21 protein-coding genes, 3 tRNA genes and 2 rRNA genes (1 of these 26 cut by a window edge) are annotated in these 26,366 nt (G+C 32.9%); 10 read left to right on the forward strand and 16 right to left on the reverse strand.

Going from position 1 to position 26,366, the window contains the following annotated elements; all coding sequences use genetic code 11:
* The 4 genes from PBN93_RS01505 to PBN93_RS01520 form a co-directional block, all read right to left on the reverse strand.
* Positions 1 to 1,250: ribosomal RNA gene (locus tag PBN93_RS01505) — 23S ribosomal RNA — on the reverse strand; it reaches 1,578 nt to the left of the window's first position.
* A gap of 214 nt (positions 1,251 to 1,464) precedes the next feature.
* Positions 1,465 to 1,541 (reverse strand) — tRNA-Ala (locus PBN93_RS01510).
* Between the two features lie 181 nt (positions 1,542 to 1,722).
* A tRNA-Ile gene (locus PBN93_RS01515) sits at positions 1,723 to 1,796 on the reverse strand.
* Between the two features lie 115 nt (positions 1,797 to 1,911).
* Positions 1,912 to 3,431, reverse strand: a 16S ribosomal RNA gene (locus PBN93_RS01520).
* The 16S and 23S rRNA genes sit together here with 2 tRNA genes alongside, the layout of an rRNA operon.
* A gap of 809 nt (positions 3,432 to 4,240) precedes the next feature.
* Between PBN93_RS01520 and thrS the strand changes: the two genes are divergently transcribed.
* The 7 genes from thrS to PBN93_RS01555 all read left to right on the forward strand — a co-directional run bounded on the left by thrS (position 4,241) and on the right by PBN93_RS01555 (position 9,154).
* Positions 4,241 to 6,184 (forward strand): threonine--tRNA ligase, encoded by a 1,944-nt coding sequence (gene thrS, locus PBN93_RS01525; protein ID WP_271081248.1) that lies wholly within the window; start codon positions 4,241 to 4,243, stop codon positions 6,182 to 6,184.
* A gap of 39 nt (positions 6,185 to 6,223) precedes the next feature.
* Entirely contained in the window at positions 6,224 to 6,772 is a 549-nt protein-coding gene (gene infC / locus PBN93_RS01530) for a translation initiation factor IF-3 (protein WP_075695343.1), read from the forward strand.
* A 106-nt stretch (positions 6,773 to 6,878) separates the two neighbouring features.
* Entirely contained in the window at positions 6,879 to 7,076 is a 198-nt protein-coding gene (rpmI, locus tag PBN93_RS01535) for a 50S ribosomal protein L35 (RefSeq protein ID WP_077405387.1), read from the forward strand.
* Between the two features lie 95 nt (positions 7,077 to 7,171).
* Positions 7,172 to 7,516, forward strand: a complete 345-nt coding sequence (gene rplT, locus PBN93_RS01540) for a 50S ribosomal protein L20 (RefSeq protein WP_013621964.1) — start codon at positions 7,172 to 7,174, stop codon at positions 7,514 to 7,516.
* 205 nt (positions 7,517 to 7,721) lie between these two features.
* Complete coding sequence (locus tag PBN93_RS01545) at positions 7,722 to 7,865, forward strand: hypothetical protein (protein WP_171974514.1); 144 nt, start codon at positions 7,722 to 7,724, stop codon at positions 7,863 to 7,865.
* Positions 7,865 to 8,251 (forward strand): DUF4870 domain-containing protein, encoded by a 387-nt coding sequence (locus tag PBN93_RS01550; RefSeq protein WP_077405390.1) that lies wholly within the window; start codon positions 7,865 to 7,867, stop codon positions 8,249 to 8,251. The genes PBN93_RS01545 and PBN93_RS01550 overlap by 1 nt, the downstream gene beginning before the upstream one ends.
* A 105-nt stretch (positions 8,252 to 8,356) precedes the next feature.
* The gene (locus PBN93_RS01555) at positions 8,357 to 9,154 is read left to right on the forward strand and encodes a Cof-type HAD-IIB family hydrolase (protein ID WP_077405393.1); all 798 of its coding nucleotides are present in this window, start codon (positions 8,357 to 8,359) and stop codon (positions 9,152 to 9,154) included.
* Positions 9,155 to 9,157: 3 nt separating this feature from the next.
* On the opposite strand, the gene PBN93_RS01560 is transcribed toward PBN93_RS01555, so the two are convergent.
* The 4 genes from PBN93_RS01560 to PBN93_RS01575 form a co-directional block, all read right to left on the reverse strand.
* Complete coding sequence (locus PBN93_RS01560; RefSeq protein WP_077405396.1) at positions 9,158 to 10,417, reverse strand: asparagine synthetase B; 1,260 nt, start codon at positions 10,415 to 10,417, stop codon at positions 9,158 to 9,160.
* A gap of 117 nt (positions 10,418 to 10,534) precedes the next feature.
* Entirely contained in the window at positions 10,535 to 12,085 is a 1,551-nt protein-coding gene (gene dnaB, locus PBN93_RS01565; protein WP_077405399.1) for a replicative DNA helicase, read from the reverse strand.
* Between the two features lie 168 nt (positions 12,086 to 12,253).
* On the reverse strand, positions 12,254 to 13,207 hold the full coding sequence (locus PBN93_RS01570) for an acetyl-CoA carboxylase carboxyltransferase subunit alpha (protein ID WP_077405402.1): 954 nt from the start codon (positions 13,205 to 13,207) through the stop codon (positions 12,254 to 12,256).
* A gap of 121 nt (positions 13,208 to 13,328) precedes the next feature.
* Positions 13,329 to 15,515, reverse strand: a complete 2,187-nt coding sequence (locus PBN93_RS01575) for a glutamine synthetase III family protein (protein ID WP_077405405.1) — start codon at positions 15,513 to 15,515, stop codon at positions 13,329 to 13,331.
* A 205-nt stretch (positions 15,516 to 15,720) separates the two neighbouring features.
* Here PBN93_RS01575 and PBN93_RS01580 point away from each other — a divergent pair, with 205 nt between their 5' ends.
* The gene (locus PBN93_RS01580) at positions 15,721 to 16,731 is read left to right on the forward strand and encodes a glutamine synthetase beta-grasp domain-containing protein (protein WP_077405407.1); all 1,011 of its coding nucleotides are present in this window, start codon (positions 15,721 to 15,723) and stop codon (positions 16,729 to 16,731) included.
* A gap of 87 nt (positions 16,732 to 16,818) precedes the next feature.
* On the opposite strand, the gene PBN93_RS01585 is transcribed toward PBN93_RS01580, so the two are convergent.
* A complete protein-coding gene (locus tag PBN93_RS01585; protein ID WP_077405410.1) occupies positions 16,819 to 17,754 on the reverse strand; it encodes a calcium/sodium antiporter in 936 nt (311 codons plus the stop codon).
* Positions 17,755 to 18,332: 578 nt separating this feature from the next.
* On the opposite strand from PBN93_RS01585, the gene PBN93_RS01590 reads away from it, so the two are divergent.
* Positions 18,333 to 18,485: a hypothetical protein gene (locus PBN93_RS01590; RefSeq protein ID WP_013621954.1), complete on the forward strand. Its 153-nt coding sequence runs from the start codon at positions 18,333 to 18,335 to the stop codon at positions 18,483 to 18,485.
* On the opposite strand, the gene PBN93_RS01595 is transcribed toward PBN93_RS01590, so the two are convergent.
* Entirely contained in the window at positions 18,482 to 18,994 is a 513-nt protein-coding gene (locus PBN93_RS01595) for an adenine phosphoribosyltransferase (RefSeq protein ID WP_077405412.1), read from the reverse strand. The two genes, PBN93_RS01590 and PBN93_RS01595, sit on opposite strands and share 4 nt — an antisense overlap.
* 80 nt (positions 18,995 to 19,074) lie before the next feature.
* On the opposite strand from PBN93_RS01595, the gene PBN93_RS01600 reads away from it, so the two are divergent.
* Positions 19,075 to 19,148, forward strand: a tRNA-Arg gene (locus tag PBN93_RS01600).
* Positions 19,149 to 19,243: 95 nt separating this feature from the next.
* On the opposite strand, the gene PBN93_RS01605 is transcribed toward PBN93_RS01600, so the two are convergent.
* The 6 genes from PBN93_RS01605 to PBN93_RS01630 form a co-directional block, all read right to left on the reverse strand.
* On the reverse strand, positions 19,244 to 20,245 hold the full coding sequence (locus PBN93_RS01605; protein WP_271081249.1) for a tetratricopeptide repeat protein: 1,002 nt from the start codon (positions 20,243 to 20,245) through the stop codon (positions 19,244 to 19,246).
* A gap of 48 nt (positions 20,246 to 20,293) precedes the next feature.
* Positions 20,294 to 22,813: a YARHG domain-containing protein gene (locus PBN93_RS01610; RefSeq protein ID WP_271081250.1), complete on the reverse strand. Its 2,520-nt coding sequence runs from the start codon at positions 22,811 to 22,813 to the stop codon at positions 20,294 to 20,296.
* Positions 22,814 to 22,824: 11 nt separating this feature from the next.
* Complete coding sequence (locus tag PBN93_RS01615) at positions 22,825 to 23,322, reverse strand: hypothetical protein (RefSeq protein WP_271081251.1); 498 nt, start codon at positions 23,320 to 23,322, stop codon at positions 22,825 to 22,827.
* A gap of 190 nt (positions 23,323 to 23,512) precedes the next feature.
* Positions 23,513 to 24,520, reverse strand: a complete 1,008-nt coding sequence (locus PBN93_RS01620) for a hypothetical protein (RefSeq protein ID WP_271081252.1) — start codon at positions 24,518 to 24,520, stop codon at positions 23,513 to 23,515.
* A 56-nt stretch (positions 24,521 to 24,576) separates the two neighbouring features.
* Positions 24,577 to 25,278 (reverse strand): hypothetical protein, encoded by a 702-nt coding sequence (locus tag PBN93_RS01625; RefSeq protein WP_271081253.1) that lies wholly within the window; start codon positions 25,276 to 25,278, stop codon positions 24,577 to 24,579.
* 189 nt (positions 25,279 to 25,467) lie between these two features.
* The gene (locus PBN93_RS01630) at positions 25,468 to 26,340 is read right to left on the reverse strand and encodes a LysR substrate-binding domain-containing protein (RefSeq protein ID WP_077402820.1); all 873 of its coding nucleotides are present in this window, start codon (positions 26,338 to 26,340) and stop codon (positions 25,468 to 25,470) included.
* Positions 26,341 to 26,366 lie beyond the last annotated feature (26 nt).

Consider the following 26,366-nt stretch of genomic DNA (forward strand, 5'->3'; position numbering starts at 1 on the left):
TACCTTACAGTAAACCTTCTATGGCGCTACAATGCTCCCCTACCCCTCTATTAATAGAAGTCATAGCTTCGGTGATATACTTATGCCCGATTATTATCCATGCCCAACCGCTCGACCAGTGAGCTGTTACGCACTCTTTAAATGAATGGCTGCTTCCAAGCCAACATCCTGGCTGTCTGTGCAGTTGGACCTCGTTTTTTCAACTTAGTATATACTTTGGGACCTTAGCTGATGATCTGGGTTCTTTCCCTCTCGGACATGGACCTTAGCACCCATGCCCTCACTGCGCATAATCATTTTATAGCATTCGGAGTTTGTCAGGAATTGGTAGGCGGTGAAGCCCCCGCATCCAATCAGTAGCTCTACCTCTATAAAACTATATGCACGCTGCACCTAAATGCATTTCGGGGAGTACGAGCTATTTCCGAGTTTGATTGGCCTTTCACCCCTACCCACAGGTCATCCCAAGACTTTTCAACGTCAACGGGTTCGGTCCTCCACTTTGGGTTAACAAAGCTTCAACCTGCCCATGGGTAGATCACACGGTTTCGCGTCTACTACTACCAACTATGGTCGCCCTATTCAGACTCGCTTTCGCTACGGCTCCGGTCCAGAAAACCTTAACCTTGCTGGTAAAAGTAACTCGTAGGCTCATTATGCAAAAGGCACGCCGTCACCCCTAAAGGCTCCGACCGCTTGTAAGCGTATGGTTTCAGGATCTTTTTCACTCCCTTGTTCAGGGTTCTTTTCACCTTTCCCTCACGGTACTGGTTCACTATCGGTCTCTCAGGAGTATTTAGCCTTAACGGATGGTCCCGCCAAATTCACACAAGGTTTCACGTGCCCCGTGCTACTCAGGATACCACTATCGGTAATGGTCTTTACTTATACAGGGCTATCACCTGCTATGGCCACGCTTTCCAACGTATTCTAATTCATAACACACCAAATGTCGTGGTCCTACAACCCCAATATTGCCGAAACAATATTGGTTTGGGCTAATCCGCGTTCGCTCGCCACTACTAACGGAATCACTTTTGTTTTCTCCTCCTCCGGGTACTTAGATGTTTCAGTTCTCCGGGTTTGCTTCTCTTACGAGATGACATATCTTCAATATGCCGGGTTGCCCCATTCGGATACCTGCGGATCATATCATATGTGCTGATCCCCACAGATTTTCGCAGCTTATCGCGTCCTTCTTCGCCTCTGAGAGCCTAGGCATTCCCCATACGCCCTTTTGTAACTTGTCACTATTAAATGTTTTACATACCATTTAATAGCCTCTTGCTCTTCTCTATTTCGTATTCTTTTTATTTCTTATCGTGATAATTACCCCTGTGGTAATTATACACAATGTCCCAATATGTCAATGAACGTTATTGTAAGTCGCAATAGATAATTTAATGATCTATGCTCCTAACTACAATACTCTGAAAATAATCTTAATTATCTCCAAGCATTGCCTGGTGGAGAATATCGGAGTCGAACCGATGACCTCCTGCGTGCAAGGCAGGCGCTCTAGCCAGCTGAGCTAATCCCCCATATACTAAAAGTAGTATATAGTAGCTTGTAGTTAGTACTGCCAACTACTACTCAACTTCCAGAATTTCCTTCTACATTACGTTTATAATGTTATCTCAATACAACCAAACTAATCAATTATAGCCTCTTGTTTTACCTTGACTACTTCTGTAACACTTACTATTGATAAGCTTTACTTAGTAGTCCCAGGCAGACTCGAACTGCCGACCTCTACATTATCAGTGTAGCGCTCTAACCAGCTGAGCTATGGGACTCAATCTTAGTTGTTGTATCTTAATATTTTGAAGTGACAGCGAAAAAAGAAAATAAATCTAGTTACAACTAAATTCTTACTACATAAACTAATATGTAACGGTCGTATTTCTCTAGAAAGGAGGTGTTCCAGCCGCACCTTCCGGTACGGCTACCTTGTTACGACTTAGCCCTAGTTACCAGTTTTACCCTAGGTCGCTCCTTGCGGTGACGAACTTCAGGTACCCCCAGCTTCCATGGCTTGACGGGCGGTGTGTACAAGGCCCGGGAACGTATTCACCGGATCATAGCTGATATCCGATTACTAGCGATTCCAGCTTCACGGAGTCGAGTTGCAGACTCCGATCCGAACTGTGATAGGTTTTATAGATTCGCTCCTTATCGCTAAGTGGCTGCTCTCTGTACCTACCATTGTAGCACGTGTGTGGCCCAGGACGTAAGGGCCGTGATGATTTGACGTCATCCCCACCTTCCTCACGGTTTGCACCGGCAGTCTTGCTAGAGTCCCCACCATAATGTGCTGGTAACTAACAACAGGGGTTGCGCTCGTTATAGGACTTAACCTGACACCTCACGGCACGAGCTGACGACAACCATGCAGCACCTTGTAAATTGCCCGAAGGAAAGTCTATCTCTAAACCTGTCAATCTACATTTAAGCCCTGGTAAGGTTCCTCGCGTATCATCGAATTAAACCACATGCTCCACCGCTTGTGCGGGCCCCCGTCAATTCCTTTGAGTTTCATTCTTGCGAACGTACTCCCCAGGTGGGATACTTATCACTTTCGCTTGGCCGCTCAGATCGAAATCCAAACAGCTAGTATCCATCGTTTACGGCGTGGACTACCAGGGTATCTAATCCTGTTCGCTACCCACGCTTTCGTCCATCAGCGTCAATCAATTGTTAGTGATCTGCCTTCGCAATCGGTATTCTATGTAATATCTATGCATTTCACCGCTACACTACATATTCTAACCACTTCACAATAATTCAAGACCGTCAGTATCAAAGGCAATTCTACAGTTGAGCTGCAAACTTTCACCCCTGACTTAACAGCCCGCCTACGGACCCTTTAAACCCAATAATTCCGGATAACGCTCGGACCCTCCGTATTACCGCGGCTGCTGGCACGGAGTTAGCCGGTCCTTATTCTTACAGTACCGTCACCAGACTACACGTAGTCCTTATTCTTCCTGTATAAAAGCAGTTTACAATCCATAGGACCGTCTTCCTGCACGCGGCATGGCTGGATCAGAGTCTCCTCCATTGTCCAATATTCCTCACTGCTGCCTCCCGTAGGAGTCTGGTCCGTGTCTCAGTACCAGTGTGGGGGATCCCCCTCTCAGGGCCCCTACCCATCGTAGTCTTGGTAAGCCGTTACCTTACCAACAAACTAATGGGACGCATACTCATCTTACACCGTAACCTTTATTATAAATATGATGCCATAATTATAAACCATAAGATATTAATCCAAATTTCTCTGGGCTATCCCTTAGTGCAAGGCAGATTGTATACGCGTTACGCACCCGTGCGCCGGTCGTCAGCAAGAGCAAGCTCCTCTGTTACCCCTCGACTTGCATGTGTTAAGCCTGCCGCTAGCGTTCATCCTGAGCCAGGATCAAACTCTTCATCGTTGTTTTGTAAATATTCTTAACAACCTAAAATCGTCTAAAACCAAACTCATTCTCTTTTTTAATTCAATAATACTACTAAGTAGCATTATTTTGCTGTCTCTTCAATATGTCAAATGAACTTTTAATTCTTGTAGAAATACTAGACTCGAACTAGTTGATTAACAATACAATCATTCCAAAATTTCTTAACTCTTACCCTCTCTGAAAGCGGTTGCAAATGTATAACGTTTTTTTAAACTGACAAAATAAAAAATTAAATTATTTTAATGCTTATTTTCGCTTTAACAACCCTAACAAATTGGGAATGCAAAAATAGTATTTTTAATTGCTACTAAACAAGCTTTTGTAAACTTATTTTTTAACCTTTTTACAATACTAATTTTACAACCTAATCAATGAACTTTGCTAACTTTTTAACTGCTCGTTTGTCCGTTAGCGGCTGCAAATATACTCCCATTTTTAAACACCACAAGCCTTTTTTACATCTTTTTTAAAAGTATTTTTAAAAACACAAATAACTTACTGCAATTCAATTCTTTAAAGCTTAAGTTTTTTTTAGATTTTTTATTGATCCACAACAAACTCCTAAAACCATACCTTAATATATGGTAGTTTGTGTTTAATGTTTGGGTTATCGACCTGAAAAAATGAAAAGCAATATACCAAAACCAATACCTTATTATATATAAATTATACAGTGGCGTTACTCAATTAACATATATAGCGTTTTATTAATATAAAATATCTACTTTATTATTGTTAGGGTGACAACAACATATTATCTTTGTATCCTTATATTAATATTAGGTATGATTAAAATTACTTTACCAGACGGTACTTTAAAAGAATTTTCTGAAGGAAGCACTCCTATGGACGTTGCTAAAAGCATTAGCGAAGGATTTGCAAGAAATGTTATTTCTGCTAAATTTAATGATACCACGGTAGAAACCACAACACCCTTAAACGAAGATGGCAGCTTGGTTTTATATACATGGAATGACACCGAAGGCAAACAAGCTTTTTGGCACTCATCTTCTCACATAGTTGCACAGGCGATTGAAGAGTTATACCCAGGTGTAAAACTTACTATTGGACCATCTATAGAGAATGGATTTTACTATGATGTTGATTTAGGTGATGACAGATCTATATCTGACAAAGATTTTCCTAAAATTGAAAAGAAAGCAATTGAAATTGCTAGAGGAAAGCATGATTTTAAAATGCGATCTGTAACAAAAAAGGAAGCACTAGCCCTTTACAAAGAGCAAGGTAACGAGTACAAAACTGAATTAATTGAAAACCTTGAAGATGGCACAATAACTTTTTGCGACCACGATACTTTTACTGATTTGTGTAGAGGTGGCCACATACCAAATACTGGTATAGTAAAAGCTATAAAAATATTAAGTGTTGCAGGTGCATACTGGAGAGGTGATGAAAACAAAACTCAACTTACACGTATATATGGTATATCTTTTCCTAAGCAAAAAGAATTAACTGAATATCTAGAGCTGCTAGAGCAAGCAAAACAAAGAGACCACAGAAAACTAGGAAAAGAACTAGAGCTTTTTACTTTTTCTCAGAAAGTAGGTGCCGGTTTACCGTTATGGCTACCCAAAGGGGCTGCTTTAAGAGAAAGATTGGAGAATTTTTTGAAGAAAGCACAGAAGAAAGCTGGTTACGAAATGGTAGTTACACCACATATAGGACAAAAAGAACTTTATGTAACATCTGGACATTATGCTAAGTATGGAGAAGATAGTTTTCAACCAATAAAGACTCCTAAAATGGATGAAGAGTTTTTACTGAAGCCTATGAATTGTCCGCACCATTGCGAAGTGTTTAATTTTAAACCACACTCTTATAAAGATTTACCTAAACGTTTTGCTGAATTTGGCACAGTGTATAGATACGAACAAAGTGGAGAACTACACGGTTTAACACGAGTTAGAGGATTTACACAAGATGATGCCCATATTTTTTGTACTCCAGATCAATTAGATCAAGAATTTAAAAATGTTATAGACTTATCTTTATATGTTTTAAACTCTTTAGGGTTTAACAACTTTAAGGCCCAAGTATCTGTAAGGGATTTAGATAATCCCGACAAATATATAGGCAGTGTTGAAAACTGGGAAAAAGCAGAAAATGCAATTATTAATGCTGCTAAGGAAAAAGGTTTAGATTACGTAATTGAAAGCGGTGAAGCTGCTTTTTACGGCCCAAAGCTAGACTTTATGGTGAAAGATGCACTTGGCAGAAACTGGCAATTAGGTACAATACAGGTAGATTACAACTTACCAGAACGTTTTGACCTTACCTATAAAGGAAGTGACAATGAAGATCATAGACCAGTAATGATACACCGTGCACCATTTGGCAGTATGGAGCGTTTTATAGCATTACTACTTGAGCATACTGGCGGTAATTTTCCATTATGGCTAATACCAGACCAAGCAATAGTGTTGCCAGTTAGCGAGAAATATGAGAAATATGCGAAAAAAGTTTTAAATTCATTAGAAAATGACGAAATTCGCGCCCTGCTAGACAACAGAAACGAAACGGTAGGTAAGAAAATTAGGGAAGCAGAGATGAATAAAATCCCTTTTATGATTATCATTGGCGAGAATGAAGAGGCTACAAACACTATATCTGTGCGTAAACACGGAGGTGAAGATTTAGGCTCTATCTCAATAAAAGATTTTAGTGACTTGGTAACTAGCGAAATAAATAGTACCTTAAAGTCGTTTTAAAAAAATAGAAGTTTAATCTAAAAATTATTAGTTATAGCAATTAGAAAGAGATTTAGGCCGCAGCCGAGAAGAGAAAACAAGAATCCACACAATATCAACAACGATATTAAGGTACCTAACGTACGTTTAGTTGGTGATAATGTAGAGGTTGGTGTATACTCAACAAAAGTGGCTTTAGCAAAAGCAGAGGAGTTAGAATTAGATTTGGTAGAAATCTCACCAAAAGCAGATCCTCCTGTGTGTAAAATTATAGACTACAAGAAATTCTTATACGAGCAAAAGAAGCGCGAAAAGGTTATGAAAGCCAAAGCGTCTAAAGTTGTTGTAAAAGAAATACGTTTTGGACCACAAACTGATGATCATGATTATGAGTTTAAGAAAAAACACGCAGAGAAATTTTTAAAAGATGGTGCTAAATTAAAAGCATATGTATTTTTTAAAGGTAGATCTATTGTCTATAAAGATCAAGGAGAAATATTGTTGTTACGTCTTGCACAAGAACTAGAAGAACTAGGAAAAGTGGAGCAAATGCCAAAATTAGAAGGCAAAAGAATGACAATGTTTTTAGCTCCTAAAACAAAGAAATAAGAATGCTTTTTATAAGTATTTGTAAAATAAACCGAATGTAAAAGTTTGGTTACTAAGCGAGAGATGCCGAAATTTTTCGGTATTTAATTTATTAAATAGGAGACAAATGCCTAAAATGAAAACAAAATCCAGTGCTAAAAAGCGTTTTAAGCTTACAGGTTCTGGTAAAATAAAAAGAAAGCACGCTTTTAAGAGTCACATTTTGACAAAAAAATCTAAAAAGCGTAAGCTTGCATTAACTCACAGTGCTTTAGTACATGAGTCTGATGTAAATAGTATTAAAGAACAATTACGTTTAAAGTAATTAGATTCTTTACGGTAATTAGTATTAACCATGGAGTTAGGCTTAAAAACAAAGTGTCTTAATTTAGACCGCCTACTACAAAAAAATTAAAATTTATGCCAAGATCAGTAAATTCAGTTGCTTCAAGAGCTAGAAGAAAAAAGGTGATGAAGCAAGCCAAAGGTTATTTTGGAAGACGTAAAAACGTTTGGACAGTAGCCAAAAATGCGGTTGAAAAAGCAATGCAATATGCTTATAGAGACCGTAGAGTTAAGAAAAGAAATTTCCGTGCTTTATGGATTACCCGTATTAATGCAGGTGCCAGATTACATGGAATGTCTTATTCTCAATTTATGGGTAAAGTAAAAGCTAACAACATTGAGCTTAACCGTAAGGTTTTAGCTGATTTAGCTATGAACCACCCAGAGGCTTTTAAAGCTATTGTAAACAAGGTAAAATAAAAAATAATTCATCTCGCTTAGGTGAATAAAACCTGCTCTTTATTAGAGCAGGTTTTTTTTTAAAGAAAACTTTAATCTTAGTAACACAACATTTACCTAAATGAAAAGTTTTATATTATAACTAATATTTTTTACCTTTTACAAGCAACCATATTAGCTGTTTTACATCTTATATATGACTTAAATTTTAAAATAAGAAACGATTATGACAGGAGAATTTGCAGAAATGACAGATTTCTTAATTAACCTTACCGAACAAAAACCCTATACTTTTATTACAATTTGCATACTAATAGTAGCTTTTTTAACGTTTTATGAAATACGTAAAATAAGACATAAAAAAAGCTAATGAATACCACCGAGCTACCAGAAGATTATAGCAACATATCTTTAATGCATTACTCACAGCTCCTAAACTTTTTAGGTCCGTTTGGAATTATTGTACCCATAATAATGTGGTCTTCTAAAAAAAGTGAAATTAAAGATATGGACGCTCATGGAAGAGCTGTAATTAATTTTCAAATTAGTGTACTAATATATTCCGTTGTATTTTTTGTATTATTACTAATATCTATGTTTTTATCATTATTCATTATAGGTATTTTATTTATGTTCATACTATTTTTTGTTGGTATTGCACTAGCTTTATTAATGATAATAACTCCAATAATGGGTGGTATGGCTGCTTCTGAAAAAAGACTATACAAATACCCACTAAGTATTAAATTTATTTAAACCCATTAACCTCATTTTTAGTTTTCATTTACAAAATGTTTAACTAAATTTTATATAATTATAAAGAGTTAAAGATATCTTTGTAGTTTACAATTAGCTTAAAATATGGACTTATCAAAAGTGAAAATGGTAGTTACCGATATGGATGGTACACTACTAAACTCTAAGCACGAGGTTAGTGCAAAGTTTTTTAATCAATTTAAAAAATTAAAAGAGAATAATATTCTTTTTGTAGCTGCAAGCGGAAGACAATACCACAGTATAATTGATAAGTTGCATAGCATTAAAGATGATATTTTAGTTATAGCAGAAAATGGTGCTATTGCTAAAAACAAAAACAAAGAACTATTGCAGACAGGCCTAGACCACACTACAATTACAGAGCTCCTAAATTTAATTGATACTATTGATGATATTTACCCAGTATTATGCGGTAAAAAAAAGGCTTATATAGCATCAGACTCTGAAGAGTTTAAAGAAAAGTTTAAAGAGTATTATGCAGAGTACGAAGTTTTAGATAGCTTACGCAACTATAAAGATGATATTTTAAAAATTGCTATTTACCATTTTGAGAGCTCTGAAAACTATATCTACCCAAAAGTAAAACACTTAGAAACTAAGCTTAAGGTAAAAATATCTGGTGAAAACTGGTTAGACTTATCACATAATGATGCCCACAAGGGCTATGCATTGCAAAAATTACAAGATATGTTTAACATCACATCATCAGAAACAATGGCTTTTGGAGATTTTAATAACGACTTAGAAATGTTAGCACTCGCAGATTTTAGTTTTGCAATGGCTAATGCTCACCCAAATGTTACCAAAGCAGCTAACTACCGCACAAAAAGCAATGATGAATTTGGAGTAGAGACAATATTAGATAAGCTTTTAGAAAGTTAACAATTAAGTTTTCTTCTTTTTTTTACGAGCCGCAGGAAACAATACATTATTTAATATTAACCTATAACCTGGTGAAGTAGGGTGCAATTCTAATTCGGTTTTTGGATCACCTACTCTATGCTGATAATCTTCTGGGTCGTGACCTCCATAAAAGGTAAAAAAACCTTTGCCTTTAATACCGTGAATATATCTAGCTTCGTTATTAATTTTATTTTCTCCTAAAATTAACACTGTAGGTTTTATTTGAGATCTATTAAACGAGGTTGTTTGCCCCATAAAACCTTTAACTAATGAAGTATGGTTTTGACAAAGCATAGTTGGCACAGGATCCCATTTAGCAGAAAAATCCATTAAAGAAAAATAGTCTGTCTCTTTGGCCACTTGCCTTTTTCTTGTCATATCTATAGTTGAAAACTCGTAAATAGATGGGTTACGTTCTAAGGTAAAATCTGTAAAAGCAAAGGTTTTTTTATAATCAATTTGAGATTGATAGCTAGGATCTGAAGCATCACCATCAAACATAGGCTCACAAATATCTACCCCTTCTGCAGACAAAGCAATATCAAAACTATCTGTGGCAGAGCACATAGCAAACATAAACCCTCCACCAATAACATAATTTTTAATTTTTAAAGCTACATCTCTTTTTTCCTCAGACACTTTAGAGTATCCTAATTTATTTGCTAACTCTTCAGATTTTTGTTTATTATCTATATACCAAGGCGCAGCTTTATAACTGCCATAAAATTTACCGTATTGCCCGGTAAAATCTTCATGATGCAAATGTAGCCAATCATACAATGCTAATTTATCACCTAAAACCTCTTCATCATAAATAGTTACATAAGGTATTTCTGCATAGGTTAACACCATAGTAACAGCATCATCCCACGGTTGATTACCTTTAGGTGAATAAACAGCAATTTTGGGTGCTTTTTCTAAGATAACTGCATCCTGATTTTTAGACGGGCTACTTATTTCATCTAAAATACTTTCGGCCTGAGCGGTTGACAAAATCTCAAAAGATACTCCTCTAATTTGACACTCTTTACGTATAGAATCTCCATCTGGCAGTAGAAAAGAACCACCTCTATAATTTAGTAACCAATGCACTTTTTGCTGTTTGGCTAGTACCCAATATGTAATACCATATGCTTTTAAATGATTTTTTTGACTTTCAGCATCCATAGGAATTAAGATATTTGAAGCCAATGCATTAAAAGAAATAAATAAAACTGATACAAATAAAATATACTTACGCATTTGTTTGGTAATTTTTACTTTATTAAAGGTACTTAATTAGCCATTTAAAACACAAAAGCTAGTCTAAAATTATTTATTTAGACTAGCTTTTGTGTATTTTTTAATATTTATTTTTTTTTAAAAAGGTACATCATTATCATCTTCTGGCGGCAAACCATCGTTCATAGAACTACCAAAAGCTTCATTTGCACTTGGTAATCCTTGCGTTAAAAATGGATTTTCTTCGTTTTCATTCATTTTAGATTGATACTCAAAAGGAGAATCAAAATCATCAAGGTTATCAAACTTACCTTGACTACCAATAAACTTAAGCCTAATATTTTCTAAACCACCGTTTCTGTGTTTTGCCACAATAAACTCACCTTGTCCTTGGGTTGGTGAGTGCTCGTCATCATCCCATTCATCAATTTTATAGTACTCGGGTCTATAGATAAATGATACAATATCCGCATCCTGCTCAATTGCACCAGATTCACGTAAATCTGATAAAACTGGCCTTTTACTCCCCCCACGTGTTTCTACAGCCCTTGATAACTGAGAAAGTGCAATAACCGGAACGTTAAGTTCTTTTGCTAATGCTTTTAAGTTCCTAGAAATTGTAGAAATCTCCTGTTCACGGTTACCTCCTTTTTGCGTTCCACCTGCGGTCATAAGTTGCAAATAATCAATCATAATCATTTTTATACCGTGTTGTGAAGCCAATCTTCTACATTTTGCCCTTAAATCAAAAATAGAAAGTGAAGGAGTATCATCTATAAATAAGGGAGCAGACTCTAAGGTTTTTACTTTAACGTTTAACTGTTCCCACTCGTGTTTTTCTAATTTACCAGTACGTAATTTTTCCGATGACAATCCGGTTTCTGAAGAAATTAGCCTTGTAATTAACTGTACGGATGACATCTCTAAAGAGAAAAAGGCAACTGGCATTTGAGATTGTACTGCCATATTACGAGCCATAGACAAAGTAAAGGCTGTTTTACCCATACCTGGACGTGCTGCAACAATAATTAAATCACTGGGCTGCCAACCAGATGTTAACTCATCTAATTTATGAAAACCAGATGGAACACCACTTAATCCTTCCTTGCCCGATATTTCTTCTATTCTCTTTTTAGCCTGTATTACTAAATTTTGTGCTGTTTCCGCAGAACGTTTTAAATTACCCTGTGTAACATCGTATAATTTAGATTCTGCTGTGTCTAACAAATCAAATACATCTGTAGCTTCATCATAAGCCTCTTGTATAATTTCATTAGATATTTTAATTAAACTTCTTTGTATAAATTTCTGAAGAATAATTCTTGCGTGAAACTCTATATGAGCTGAAGATGTTACTTTTTGGGTTAGTTTGATTAAATAAAAATCTCCTCCAACAGCTTCTAACTTACCGTCTTGCTTTAATTGAGTAGAAACGGTTAATAAGTCTATTGGCTCAGAAGACTCAAACAACTTAAAAATTGCTTCATAAATGTGTTTGTGCGCATCTTTATAAAAAACATCTGGGTGCAGAATATCTATAACCTCATCTACACCTTTTTTATCTATCATCATTGCACCAATCACAACCTCCTCTAAATCAACAGCTTGTGGCGGTATTTTTCCTCTCTCTAAATTTATAATTGTAGATTTATCTATCTTATGTCCTACTACTGGGCTTGGCTTATCCATATCTGCTAAAGTATGCAATTAACGTTTAGTTAACTTTATAATAGGTATAGTTATATTCACTATTGATTAACAATTGACCTGTTGATAAGTTACGAATTTGTGTTCATAACCAAAAAAAATCCAAAGCCTAAGTCTTTGGATTTCTATTATTTTGAATAAAAATGCCTGTTAGCCGTTAAAGACTCCCATACTAGCATATTTATCCATTCTGTTTTCTACCAATTCTTTTGGTGATAACTTTTTTAAATCTTCAAAATGAGAAATAATTTTGTTTTTTACAATTGTAAAATTCTTATCTCTATTTGCATGAGCTCCACCAGCTGGTTCGCGTACAATTTCATCAATAAGTTTTAATTTCTTCATATCTGTAGCTGTAAGTTTTAATGCCTCTGCAGCTTGCTCTTTATACTCCCAACTTCTCCATAAAATAGAAGAACAAGATTCTGGAGATATTACAGAATACCACGTATTTTCTAACATTAATACTTTGTCTCCCACACCTATACCTAATGCTCCACCAGAAGCACCTTCACCTATTATAACAACTATAATTGGCACTTTAAGACGTGTCATTTCTAATATATTACGAGCAATAGCTTCTCCTTGTCCGCGTTCTTCTGCTTCAATACCTGGGTATGCACCTGGAGTATCTATAAAACACACCACAGGAACATTAAATTTTTCTGCAGACTTCATTAAACGTAAAGCTTTACGGTAACCCTCTGGGTTAGCCATACCAAAGTTACGGTATTGTCTTGTTTTAGTGTTGAATCCTTTTTGCTGGCCAATAAACATAAAGCTTTGGTCACCAATTTTGCCAAGACCACCAATCATTGCTTTATCATCTTTTACATTACGGTCTCCGTGAAGCTCCAAAAAAGTATCTCCGCAGATTGCATTAATATAATCTAATGTATAAGGTCTGTTAGGGTGTCTAGAAAGTTGCACCCTTTGCCATGGTGTAAGATTCTTATATATATCTTTTCTAGTCTCTGTTAATTTTTTCTCTATCTGCTTACAAGTTTCAGATACATCAACATCACTCTCCTTGCCAATAATCTGACACTTATCTAACTGCTCTTCTAGTTCTTTGATAGGGAGTTCAAAGTCTAAATATTCCATATTTTAAAATAGGTTTGATTTATATCAAGAAACAAATATATGATATTAATGTAATTCCCCCATTAGACATCTAAAAAAATCCTAAAAATAACTAAAAGCAATTGCTTTTTACTATTCCTTTTTACTTTGCAAATAGCAGTTCTCTATACTTAGTTAACGGCCATAACTCGTTCTCTATCAATTGCTCTAACTTATCACTATGATATCTAATTTCATCAAAAAATGGCTTTACATTATCACAATAAGCAAATGCCTTTTTACTTAAATCTTTTAAGTTATTGGCATCTCTACGAGCTTGCGTCATTGCATCTGTCTTTGTTTTTATCTCATTTATATGTTCTGCTATTTGCTCTAAAATGGTTAATTGTGCTGCCGCCATTGACTTGTAATTATTGCCATAAATTTCTTTTAAACCAAGAACAGTTTTTAGTAGTTTATTTTGATATGCTAAAGCCGCAGGAACAATATGGCTGTATACCAATTCATTAAACACACGACCTTCTATTTGTACGTGCATAATGTATGATTCTAGTTCAATTTCTTGTCTGGCAGAAACTTCTACTTCGCTCATTACATTCATAGATTTAAACAAGTCTAAACTTTGTTTAGATGTTAAAACCTTTAAAGCTTCTGGAGTAGTTTTATTATTGCTTAGTTTTCTCTTTTTGGCCTCTTTTTCCCATTCTTTACTATAGCCATCGCCATCAAACCTAATTCTTTTAGACGTTTTTATATATTCTCTTAATACATTAAAAACAGCCTCGTCTTTTTTAAGGTTTTTATTATCTATTAGTTCATCTACCTCTTTTTTAAAATCTATTAACTGCTTGGCTACAATAGTATTTAAAACGGTCATTGGTTTAGAGCAGTTTGTTTTAGAACCAACACCACGCATCTCAAACTTATTACCTGTAAATGCAAAAGGAGAAGTTCGGTTACGGTCTGTATTGTCCAAAAGAATTTCTGGTATTTTACCAACTACATTTAATTTCAGCTCTGTTTTTTCTTCTGGTGATAATTTACCTTTAGATACGCCCTCTAACTCATCTAACACACTGCTTAATTGTGTACCTATAAATATTGAAAAAATAGCTGGTGGCGCTTCATTAGCACCTAGCCTGTGATCGTTACTTGCAGATGCTATTGAAGATCTTAATAACTCCTCATACGTATCTACTGCTTTTATAGTATTGATAAAGAATGTTAAAAACTGAAGATTTTTCATTGGTGTAGAACCAGGACTTAACAAATTAGTACCCGTATCTGTTGCTAATGACCAATTATTATGTTTACCAGACCCATTTATATGTGCAAATGGTTTTTCATGAAACAATACTTTTAAATTGTGCTTGTCTGCAATTTTATCCATAACGTCCATTAATAATAGGTTATGGTCTACGGCTAGGTTTGCTTCTTCAAAAACTGGAGCTAACTCAAACTGATTAGGAGCAACCTCATTATGCCTTGTTTTTACAGGTATACCCAATTTAATACACTCTACTTCAAGTTCTTTCATAAAATTAAGTACTCTACTAGGTATTACTCCAAAGTAATGATCATCTAACTGTTGACCTTTAGCTGCATGATGCCCTACTAAAGTTCTGCCTGTAAGCACAATATCTGGTCTAGAATATGCTAAAGCCTTATCTATAACAAAGTACTCTTGCTCCCAACCTAATGTTGCATTTACTTTGGTTACATTTTTATCAAAATATTTAGCTACTGCAGTTGCCGCTTCATCTACCGCAGATAAAGCACGTAAAAGTGGTGCTTTATTATCTAAAGCCTCACCAGTGTAGGATACAAATATGGTAGGTATGCATAATGTTTTATCATATATAAAAGCTGCAGAAGTAGGGTCCCACGCGGTATAGCCTCTTGCCTCAAAAGTGTTTCTTATTCCTCCACTAGGAAAACTAGATGCATCTGGCTCTTGTTGTACCAATTGCCCACCTCCAAATTTTTCTAATGCTCTACCATCACTTAAAACATCAAAAAAAGCATCATGTTTTTCTGCAGTTGTACCTGTTAGTGGCTGAAACCAATGCGTGTAATGTGTAGCACCCATTGTAATTGCCCATGACTTTATACCTTCTGCTACCTGATCTGCAATTTTTCTGTCAATTTTAGCTCCTGAAAAAATAGCATCTTTAACAGTAGCCAAAGCATCTTTAGTTAAAAATTGCAACATACGTTCTTCATTAAAAACGTGGTTACCAAACTTTTTAGATCGGCTACCTTTTTCATTTATCACAAAGTTTTCTCTAGACAAACTTTCTCTAACAGCATTAAACCTAACTATAGACATTATATATATATTTAAAAGTGGTGTGAATTACAAAATTACTAATTAAACCGAATAAAAATATAAATTTTTTAATTTACCCCTAAAAAAACAAGGGTATTAAGAATTACATCTAATATTTTAGCAATTACCCCTATAAAAATTATGGAGATACAGTGAAAAAAATTATTTTTGCTTCATCTTTAATGAAATTACAACAATCAACATTATGAGCAAATCAAAATTAGAGTACATTTGGTTAGATGGTTATACACCAACTGCCAATTTAAGAAGTAAAACAAAAGTAGAAGATGACTTTAGCGGTAAATTAGAAGATTGCCCAATTTGGTCTTTTGATGGAAGTTCTACACAACAAGCAGAAGGAGGATCATCTGACTGTTTATTGAAGCCAGTAGCTATTTACCCAGACCCAGCACGTAACAATGGATACTTGGTAATGACAGAAGTTTTAAATGCTGACGGAACTCCACACGTATCTAACTCTAGAGCTGGTATTGATGATGAAGATAACGATTTCTGGTTTGGATTTGAACAAGAGTACTTTATTATGGACAAGAATACACAATTACCATTAGGTTTCCCTGTTGGTGGTTACCCTGGCCCGCAAGGTATGTACTACTGTTCTGTAGGTGGTAAAAACACACACGGAAGAGATTTTGTTGAAGAGCACGCAGACCTTTGTATTGCAGCTGGTTTAAATTTTGAAGGAATTAACCAAGAAGTTGCTAGCGGACAATGGGAATTTCAATTGTTTGCAAAAGGAGCTAAAAAAGCTGGAGATGAAATTTGGATAGCTCGCTATTTACTAGATAGATTAACAGAGCAATATGGTTACTATATTGAGTACCACCCAAAACCAGTTAAAGGTGATTGGAATGGATCTGGTATGCACGCTAACTTCTCTAATACTACTTTAAGAACTTGTGGTTCTAAAGAAGTTTACGAAAAAATATGTGAAGCGTTTAGACCTGTTACAAAAGAACATATTGCTGTTTATGGAGAGTTTAACGACCAACGTTTAACGGGATTACATGAAACTGCTGCAATTACTGATTTTAGCTACGGTATATCTGACAGAGGAGCTTCAATTAGAATTCCTATTATTACAGTTGAAAAAGGCTGGAAAGGTTGGTTAGAAGACAGAAGACCAGCATCTAACGGAGATCCTTATAAAATTGCTGGAAGAATTATTAAAACTGTAAAATCTGCAAAGGTTTAAGTATATAATTAAATTAATTGTTTTAAAAAACGCCTAAGCTTATTCTTAGGCGTTTTTTGTACGCTATTATTTAGTGACATTATATTTTTAAATAGTAAAGTATACAAAAGCTATATAACCCGCTAACAATACAATTCCGTCTCGCCATCCTAAGCGCAATCCTTTTGGAAAAAAAACTAGAGGTAATAAAATAAATGCAAAACCTAGCATCCATAAAATATCATTACTTAACAATGTATTATCTACTACAGTTAAAGGTGTAATTAGCGCTGTAATACCTAGAACGGCAAAAATATTAAAGATATTAGATCCTATTAAATTACCTAATGATATTGCTTTCTCTTTTTTAATTACAGCTATTATAGAAGCAGCAAGCTCTGGTATGCTTGTACCCACAGAAACTACAGTTACTCCTATTACTCTTTCACTAACATTGTAAAACCTAGCTAAACCAGTTGCACCACTTACTAATAGTTCTGATCCTCCCCAAAGCCCTAAACCACCCAGAGCTAAAAACAATAACATTTTAAAGGTTGGTAAAGGCACATCATCTTCTGGAGCCTCATCTTCTACTGCTGTTTTCTGAAACTTAATGAGGTACACAATATATACTATTAAAAGCGCTACCATAATTAGCCCCTCATAAAACTCTATAATGCCATCAAAATAAATAAAAACAAAAAACACTAATGAGGCTAACATTAAAATAGGCCAATCTGTAGTATAAAAACTTTTACGAACATCTATACTGCCCAACATTACTATTACACCCAAAACTAGACCTAGATTGGCAATATTAGAACCTACCACATTACCTAAAGCTAAATCTGGCGAACCTTCCAAAGCTGCCTTAATACTAACTATTAATTCTGGTGCAGATGTAGCAAAAGAAACCACCGTCATACCAACAACAATTTTTGGTATTTGCAACCTTAATGATAGTGCTACAGAGGATTTTAATAACCAATTACCTCCCATTATTAAAAAAACCAAACCAATAATTATGTAAACAATATTAAGCATCTACTACTTTTTTTTGGGGCAAATATAACAATTAGAATGCTACATTTTTCTTTTAAAAACTATATTTTTAAATGAATAAAAATTGCTGTAAACACTAGCAAAAACAATAACCTACAGGAATGAAACAGCTTAATTTGAACAAATACAAAATGAAAGGCCTCTTGGTTTTTTAAGTGAACATAAATAAGCCTCTACAAAAATTACACATTTAAACATTAATCACTAAAAAAACTTACAAATAAAAACTTAAATAAAGAGTACAATTAAAATATTAAAACAAACATTGTTATATAGTTACAAATAGTGTATTCACTTGTATTAATAGTAGTTAAATTATTTGCAAGTGAGTATATTTTCTATATATCTTAAGTAAATAATCGATTATTTACAACTAATTATTAACCTTAAAAAACCACAAATTATGATTATTCTATCAGAAATTTTATTTAGCTATATTATCACAGTTATTGTAATACTATTTTAAGAAAAATCATATAGGCCTATATACCAATAAAGGTTGCTATATTGCAACCTTTATTCTTTTTTAGTATTACCATATATTTGCAAAAAATACTTTTATGAAAAAAGCACTTTTTAGATTTCTTGCTAAAATTAACCGTTTACTATTACCATCTTACAGTAAAAAACAGTTAGACTTATCTAAAGCTAGTAAGTTACAGTTAGCAATTATTGGTTGGCGTTATTATGTAACTACAAATGCTATAGACTAATAATGTAGTAAAGAAGTAACATTATAATTTGCTATTTTATCTTTACCATTTAAAAAATCTAATTCTATTAAAAAGTTACACTGTACTACCTCACCACCTAATTCTTCAATTAATTCACAAACAGCTTTTGCTGTACCACCAGTAGCCAGCACATCATCATGTATTAATACTTTATCTCCTTTTTTAATGGCATCTGTATGTATTTCTAATGCATCTTCACCATACTCTAAAGAATATGGCTTAGAAAGCACATTAAAAGGTAATTTTCCTTTTTTGCGTACCGGAACAAAACCTGCGCTTAACTTAGTTGCCAAAAGTGTAGCAAAGAAGAAACCACGGCTTTCCATACCCACAACTTTGTCTATTTTTTGTTCTTTTACTAAATTTAAGAGTGCATTAGCAGTTTTTTCTAAAATTTCTGCATTATTTAACAAAGGCGTAATATCCTTAAAAACAATACCTTGCTTAGGAAAATCTTTTACATCTCTAATATATTCTTTAAAATTCATATATTTTTCTTTAGTTATTTTGTGGTAAAAGTAAAAAGAAATATATTTGCACCCTCGTTTAAAGGAATTTAAACAAAAACGGCCTCGTGGCGCAACTGAATAGCGCATCTGATTACGGCTCAGAAGGTTACAGGTTTGAATCCTGTCGAGGTCACTAAAAGCTTGCTAAATCTTATATTTAGCAAGCTTTTTTCTTTTTACTACTATACTTAATTATTAAGCACAATACTATAAAATTTTAGTATAAATTTATGCTATTTGCTTAACAACACATTCTTTACCTACTAAATTATTTTTAAGAAATGAAGTAATTTTATTTACCAAATAGTCATAATCTCTTTCTGCATAAAAATACAATGCAATTTCATTTTCATTTTCACTATAACTAGGTATTAAAGCTCCATTATTACCAAGAATTTTAATAAGAGAATTATATAACTCTATAACTGTGTCTATACTAATATCTTTTTCTTGCAAAAACTTTGTTTTTACATATACTCCTAAACCAACCAATTTACCAATTGGATATTCCACATCAAAACTTGAATTAGCATTTTTGTCTTTTGCATAATATTTTAACTTGGAACCATTTGCTACTTCAATATTTTTTGCAACAAAAATTATATTTTCTTTCATTTCTTGAGAATACGATACTAAATCAATTTCTATATCGCAGGATTCTGGCTCTCCATTTTTACCAATTAAAGTGCCCCCACCACTAACAGATCCCCACTTTTTTTTACGAAGCATATAATCTAAAGAATCTTCTATATGACCACGATGTTGTGGTTGAAGTTTCATATTTAAAGACAATTGAGCATAGGCCATAGGTTCAAAAACAAATTCTTCTTCAATTACTTCATCATTTTCCTCTTCTTCCACTAAAAAGGATTTGGCCTCTAATAGCAATTCATAAGTTGAAGGATAATCATCACCTAACTCAATAGCTTTTTCAAAATAAGGAATAGCTTCTGTTTCTCTACCGTCTAAATAAAATAACGAGTAACCTACTCTAAAATACCAGTCTTTATCTTCTTTACCTTGCTGGCTAACATTTTGTAACAAACCTAACGCTTCTTCATAAAGATTAAGATTATTTAATGCTCTAGCCAAAAGGCTTGTTAATATATAAGAGTTACTTGTTTCTGGAAAAGACTTTAACTCTAGCACTACTTTTAAATGATTGCCGGTGTTATGCCAATCATTTAACTTTTTTATTAGCTCTTCTGAGAGGTTTTCTTCTGTTTTCATTTGTACTAATTTATAATGAATTAAGCATAGTTGTTTTTTTTAAAAAGGCTAATTATAATCACTAGTTACATTAGCAAACTCTACGGAAAAGTCATCATTAATATTAAACTCAAAATTAATAACCTCATTAACCTCCCAGCTTTCATACTCATCCTCTACCAATCTATTGTCATTAATACTAATAATTAGTGTTTTATTATTAATGACAATAGATAACCTATCTACATCTTCATTTCTCATACCTGCTGTTTCATCATACATAGAAAGGTCTTCTAAATCTGCTGGCACAGAATAAGTAAGCTTATTAGATTTAGCAACATCATTAATTTTTATATACTTAATAAATTTTTTAAATATTGGAGAATATTTTTTATAATCTTCCGGAAAATTAAGATTGTTATGGTATTTATTTTTTAAACTATTTATAGCTCCAACAGCCCTATCAATGTGTTGTTGCTCATACATTTTTATTAGACGTACATTTTCTTCTTCTATATCATTTAAAATAATCTCTACATCTTTTTGAGGTTTATACCAACCTTCTTTATCAAAATAATCTTTTGTATCTCCATCCTTAAAAATAAAACCTTTTCTTGCAAAAATCTCATTACGTAATAATGAAAGCCACCATCTACTTTTAGGTTTTAAATAAGACTCTGGTATTATTTTAGTATCTAGTTTATTATGTATAAGAAGTTCATTTTTATTAGGGTTGTATGCATTATTAGAAAACCACAACTCTCTGTCTGTCTTAGAATTAATAAACTGCTCACTTAAAGCATTGTAATTTACAAGTTTGCTGTTACCTGTGATATCTAATAATTTTTTAACATCCGCTAAATTCTCTAATCCTTTTAAAGATTTTAGTTCACTATTATTATGCAGGTCTAATTCGTCATTAACGGTCTCTAAACTACCAAATCCTGTTAAGTCTTCTAATGCATGATTACCTCTTAAATATATTTTATTAGCACTCTTTATGTTATTAAAACCACTTAAGTCTGCTAACTTATCATTTTCATCTACCCACAGATAGTTTATATACTCTAAACTTTTAAATCCATTAATACTTACCAGAACAGGATTGTCTTCTATAGAAAATCTTTCATTTATTGTTTTTAAACTATTAAAACCTTCTACACCAGTAAGCGTAATATTGTCTTCTATTTTTATACCTCCTCTTATTGTTTTAAGACCATTAAAACCCTGCAAAGAAATTAACTTTTCATTTCCTGTAACAACAATATTTTCTATATCCACTAATTCATTGGGGCCACTAAAATGCTCTAGTGTTTCTGTGCTACGCAGATAAAAATTATTATTTATATGTGTAAGTTTTTTAAAAGAGTTAGTTAAGTCTACCACAGTCAATTTTGTGCCAATTCCCATATTTTTACCAACCTTCACAAGGTTGTTAAACATATTCATTTCTTTAACTTGATTTAAGTTTATACTTAAATTTCCTCCTATATACTTAATATTATTAAATCCTGTTCCTTTCTGTAAAACATCTATAGAAAGCAATACATCTTCTTTTACTACTGTAATATTATTTAAACCAGTTAGCTCTGTTAAAGATTCATTTCTATAAATTGCAATTCTAGTTATTGAATCTTTTACTGTATTAACGCCGTTAATATTAGTTAGCAAAGGATTTTCTGATATGCTTAAATCTCCTTTTATTGTTATTAATTTTTTTAAACCAGTTAAACTATTTAGCGATTTATTTCCTGTAATAGAAAAGTCTTCTCCTACACTTTTTAAAGATATTAAACCCTCTAAGTTTTTTAGTTTATCGTTATTTTTTATGTGTAGAAAATTTTTAATCTCTGTAAGTTTTTCTAAGCCTTTAAAATTTTCTAAATCAGGGTTTAGTCGTATTTGAACTTCGCCATCTACCTTACTTAAACTACGTAACCCTTTTAAATCTTTAAGGTAATTGTTACTAACAATTTGTAAATGACCATTTATTGTAGCCTTAATATTATGGAGCCCCTCTAAACTTTGTAGTGATAAATTAGAAGTAATTGCTATATATTCTCCTACGCTATTAATACCAGACAATTGAGAAATATCTTGCAATCTTTTATTTTTACTAATCTCCAATCCATTAGGTATACTTCCTAAAAGGCTATTTAACCCTTCTAAACTTGTAAGTGCTGGGTTGTATGAAACATTTAATTTATCAACCTTTTTTAACTTTTTTAAGGCTGTTATATCAATTAGTAATTTATTGTCATTAATTTCTAGTTCGCCAGAAATTTCTTTTAAGTTGTTTAAACCATTTAAAGAAGTAATGTACTTATTACCCTCGTTTAAATTAATTTTATAATTATCAATACCAATATATACGTTACCATTTACAGATGTTAAGGACTTGAGTTGTGCTAGGTCTGTAATTTTTGAACCATACACTTTTAGATCTCCATGTAAGGACGTGTATGCGCCAGATTTAAACTTATCAAAATCTTTTGGAAATAATTCTCCTTCCCAAACACCAGACTCTTGAGCATTTAGATTAAATATACATACGACATATGCTAATACTAATATTAAACTATTTTTCATGAGTTAGAATTTTAACAAGAGAAACAGAAGTCTCTAAATTTTACTGCTGAACATTTATTATTTTGTAAACTCATTATAGATGGGTTATAGCCATTATCCTGGGTTTCAATTTTTTCAATAATTCCTTTTGTTATCTCTATTCCTTTTATTCCTGTTGTAATAAGCTCTTTTTGAAGAGCGCAATAACTATATAATTCAGGGTTGTTTATTAATGAAAAACTACCGCCCACTGCTTTTAAATTCTCTAAGCCTTTTAAAGATTCTAACTTCTCATTATCACTTATAACAATATTACCAGAACACTTTTCAAGTTTTGTAAGCACTGTTAAATCTGTACCTTGGTACTCTTCAATAATAATATTACCATCAACTTCTGTATACTCCCCTGAAGTAAAATCTTCTAAATTTTCTATTGCCAAGTCTCCCTTCCAAATTTTTTGAGCTTGAGTTTTAACTATACCCAAAGTAATTGTTATTACTAATACTAAAATGAGTTTATCTAATTGCATATTAAATATTTAAAAGTTACATTACTTATATTAACGCCAAACACTTAAACAATAGTAAATGTAATTACCTAAAGCACAAAGCAGCAGTTAATATTTGATAGTGTACAGTACATATTTGCAATTACATAAGTATAAATTATAGAAACTATTACTAATTTGTATTTTATACTTTAAATAAAAAACCAATTTACTACTCCAAGTTAGCTATTTTACCTTCTTTTATAACCAAATAAAAACTACTACCAATAGTAACATTTTGGTCCATACTTTTAGAATAAGCGGGTGTCATCCTTGGTAGCTCATTAATTGTTTTTATTCCTATTTCTTCTAATTTACTATTATTAGACTTTATATTACTCGGAAAAGGTTTTACACTACCGTCTGTTGTAATCAAAAATTTTAATTTTAAAGTGGCATTTTTAATTACTACATCTTCAAGCTCTAATTCTTTAAGTATTCTTTTTCTAACACTATTACGCAAACAAATTCCTTTGTCAACACTGTTTTCGCAACCCGGGTAAATGGGGTCTTTATTACCTTTAACAGGATGCTCAATAAGCGGAATTTCTTTTCTATCTCTTTTAATCAACTCATTTTTTGCGTAAGTTGGCCTATCTGTTATATTTGTTGCTTTCATACTCACAACAACCTTATGCGTAGGAAACTCGCCTTTTGCTTTATTGTAGATGTTAGACATAGTAATACTTATTTTAACCAATGTGTTTTCTAAATTCCACGCTGTACTTTTGTAATAACTAGTGCTATCATTAATTTCTAAAGGAATACTTCCTTCTGCCTTACCATCACCCATAGAAGCAATCATTTCTTTTTCTCCTTTTAGGTAAAAACTAAGCATCTTTTTTCTAAACTCTAAGTCCTTTTTATTATTCAATTTTTGGTTGTGATTGGCTACATCCCATTCATTAATAATTTCAAGAATAAGACTATCTTTTTTAAAATAAACATATCTAGCTATTACATCTACGTCTGTAATTAAATTATCTTTTCTTATAAATGAAATCAGCCCCAAATCATTTGAAACGGTATAGTAATCAGAATTTAATATTTGACCTCCAGGAAAGTTTTTTTCTGCCTCTAAATATGTTGAAAGAGGAAATTGATTTAACTCTAGATTTGGAGGTTGACAGAAGCCTGCACTTACAGCAAACAATACAAAGAGCGCAATTAGTTTTTTCATATACGTATATTTTATCTGCTAATATTGGGTTATGACTCTAGTTAAGTACGTAACAACTATTCAATTTTTCTCATCTTAATTGTACTCTTTAAAACTAAATTAATAGATTCTTCAATCTCACTTACATTAAAAATTTCGTCTTCTAAATCTAGAATTTTAAACCTAGTTTTATTTCTTGACAAAACACCTTTTTCATCTTTCCATCCATAAGAAAAAACAATTTCATCATCAACAAAAGACCATTTTTGTATAGCTGTTTTATCTGGATCATTAAATTTAACTTCACACGTTCCGTCTTCATAAAAAATTATCCAACTATTGTTTGGGTCTAACTTAAAGGCTTTTGCTGCTAATTCTGGATTAGATTCTACAACATCTGGATTAACGTCTAAATAATCTGGTTTATAGTAATACATACCCCATTTAGTATTACAAAAAAGCTGCATTTTTTGTTTTATACGAACCTCTTCTTCTCGTTGCTTTTTCTCTTCAAGTACAACTTCGCGCATCTTTAATGTATCTTTCCATCTTTGCTGACCTGTAGTCAACATTTCATGATATCTTTTACCAGATAAATCTTGGTTATTTTGCTTTAAAAATGCCAGCTGCCATTTAAGTACTTTATAATCATAAACTGTTATCTCTTTCCTAATTGCCAGTAAATCTTCAGTTTCACTTGCATCATCATATTGTTTATCAATAGGAGCTGTACAACCTATAAAAAATAACATTACAGGAAGTATTATAATTTTTTTCATTAGAATTGATGTTTAATTTCCTATCAATAATACCTACAACTAAGCAATAAAATAAGTAGTAATTTATATTTGTAAGGGTTTAGCGCTTATTTGTATCAAAATATAGAATAACCAACTCAAAAAAAATGTAATTTAATCTAAGAAAAACAAACCATATTTATCACCTAATGTAATTGTAATTAAAAGATATTAATATTCTAAAGACTTGGCATAATCTACAACTTTACTTATAATTTTATTTGGATCGTTTTTTCTAAAATTGATAAACAAAGAAATTTGCTCGTCTAAATCTATAAACCTAACATTTTTAGATTTAGAAAATTTAAATGATGAAGGCAAAATGGATACCCCAAGTTCTTTAGATACTAAACTTAAAATCATACCTCCAAAGTCTGACTCAATTATTGTTTTGGGCTGAAAATTATTTTTCTCAAAAATGTTTCTTAAAAGCGATGCAAAAAAAGTTTTATTATGCAAACCAGATATAATAAACCGCTCATCTTTTAACTCATTTAAACCATTAAAAGATTTTTTATTTATCCAATGATTGTTGGGTACAACTAATGCTATTGGCTCTGAAAATAGTTGTATTGAAACTATGTTGGTATTTTTTATTTTATCTCTACTAAATGCTATATCTGTAGTATAATTTAGCAATAATTGCTCGTGATTTTCATCTGTTGGCTCTACTAGTTCTAATTTTAAGTTGGGCAAATTTAAATTTAAAGCCTCTAGAAAATTGGGCAAAAATTTAAATGCTATAGAACCAGGGTAACTTATAGACACAAAACCAGAGGTGCCTTCATCTATTTTTTTAGCTTGCTGCGTAACAAGATCAAAATCATTAATTAAAACAGACCATTTTGCTTGTAAAAACTTGCCAGCATCGGTAAGCTTTACATTTCTTTTGTCTCTTTCAAAAAGTTGCAGGCCCATTTCTTCTTCTAAGGACTGTATTTGCCTACTTAGTGCCGACTGAGATATAAACACCTTCTCTGCCGTTCTCCAAAAATGGAGTTCGTTAGAGAGTACTAAAAAGTATTTTATTTGCTGAATTGTCATATCTAATGCGTTTTATGCATTAATAA

The organism is Cellulophaga omnivescoria, from assembly GCF_027915275.1.
Lineage (GTDB): Bacteria > Bacteroidota > Bacteroidia > Flavobacteriales > Flavobacteriaceae > Cellulophaga > Cellulophaga omnivescoria.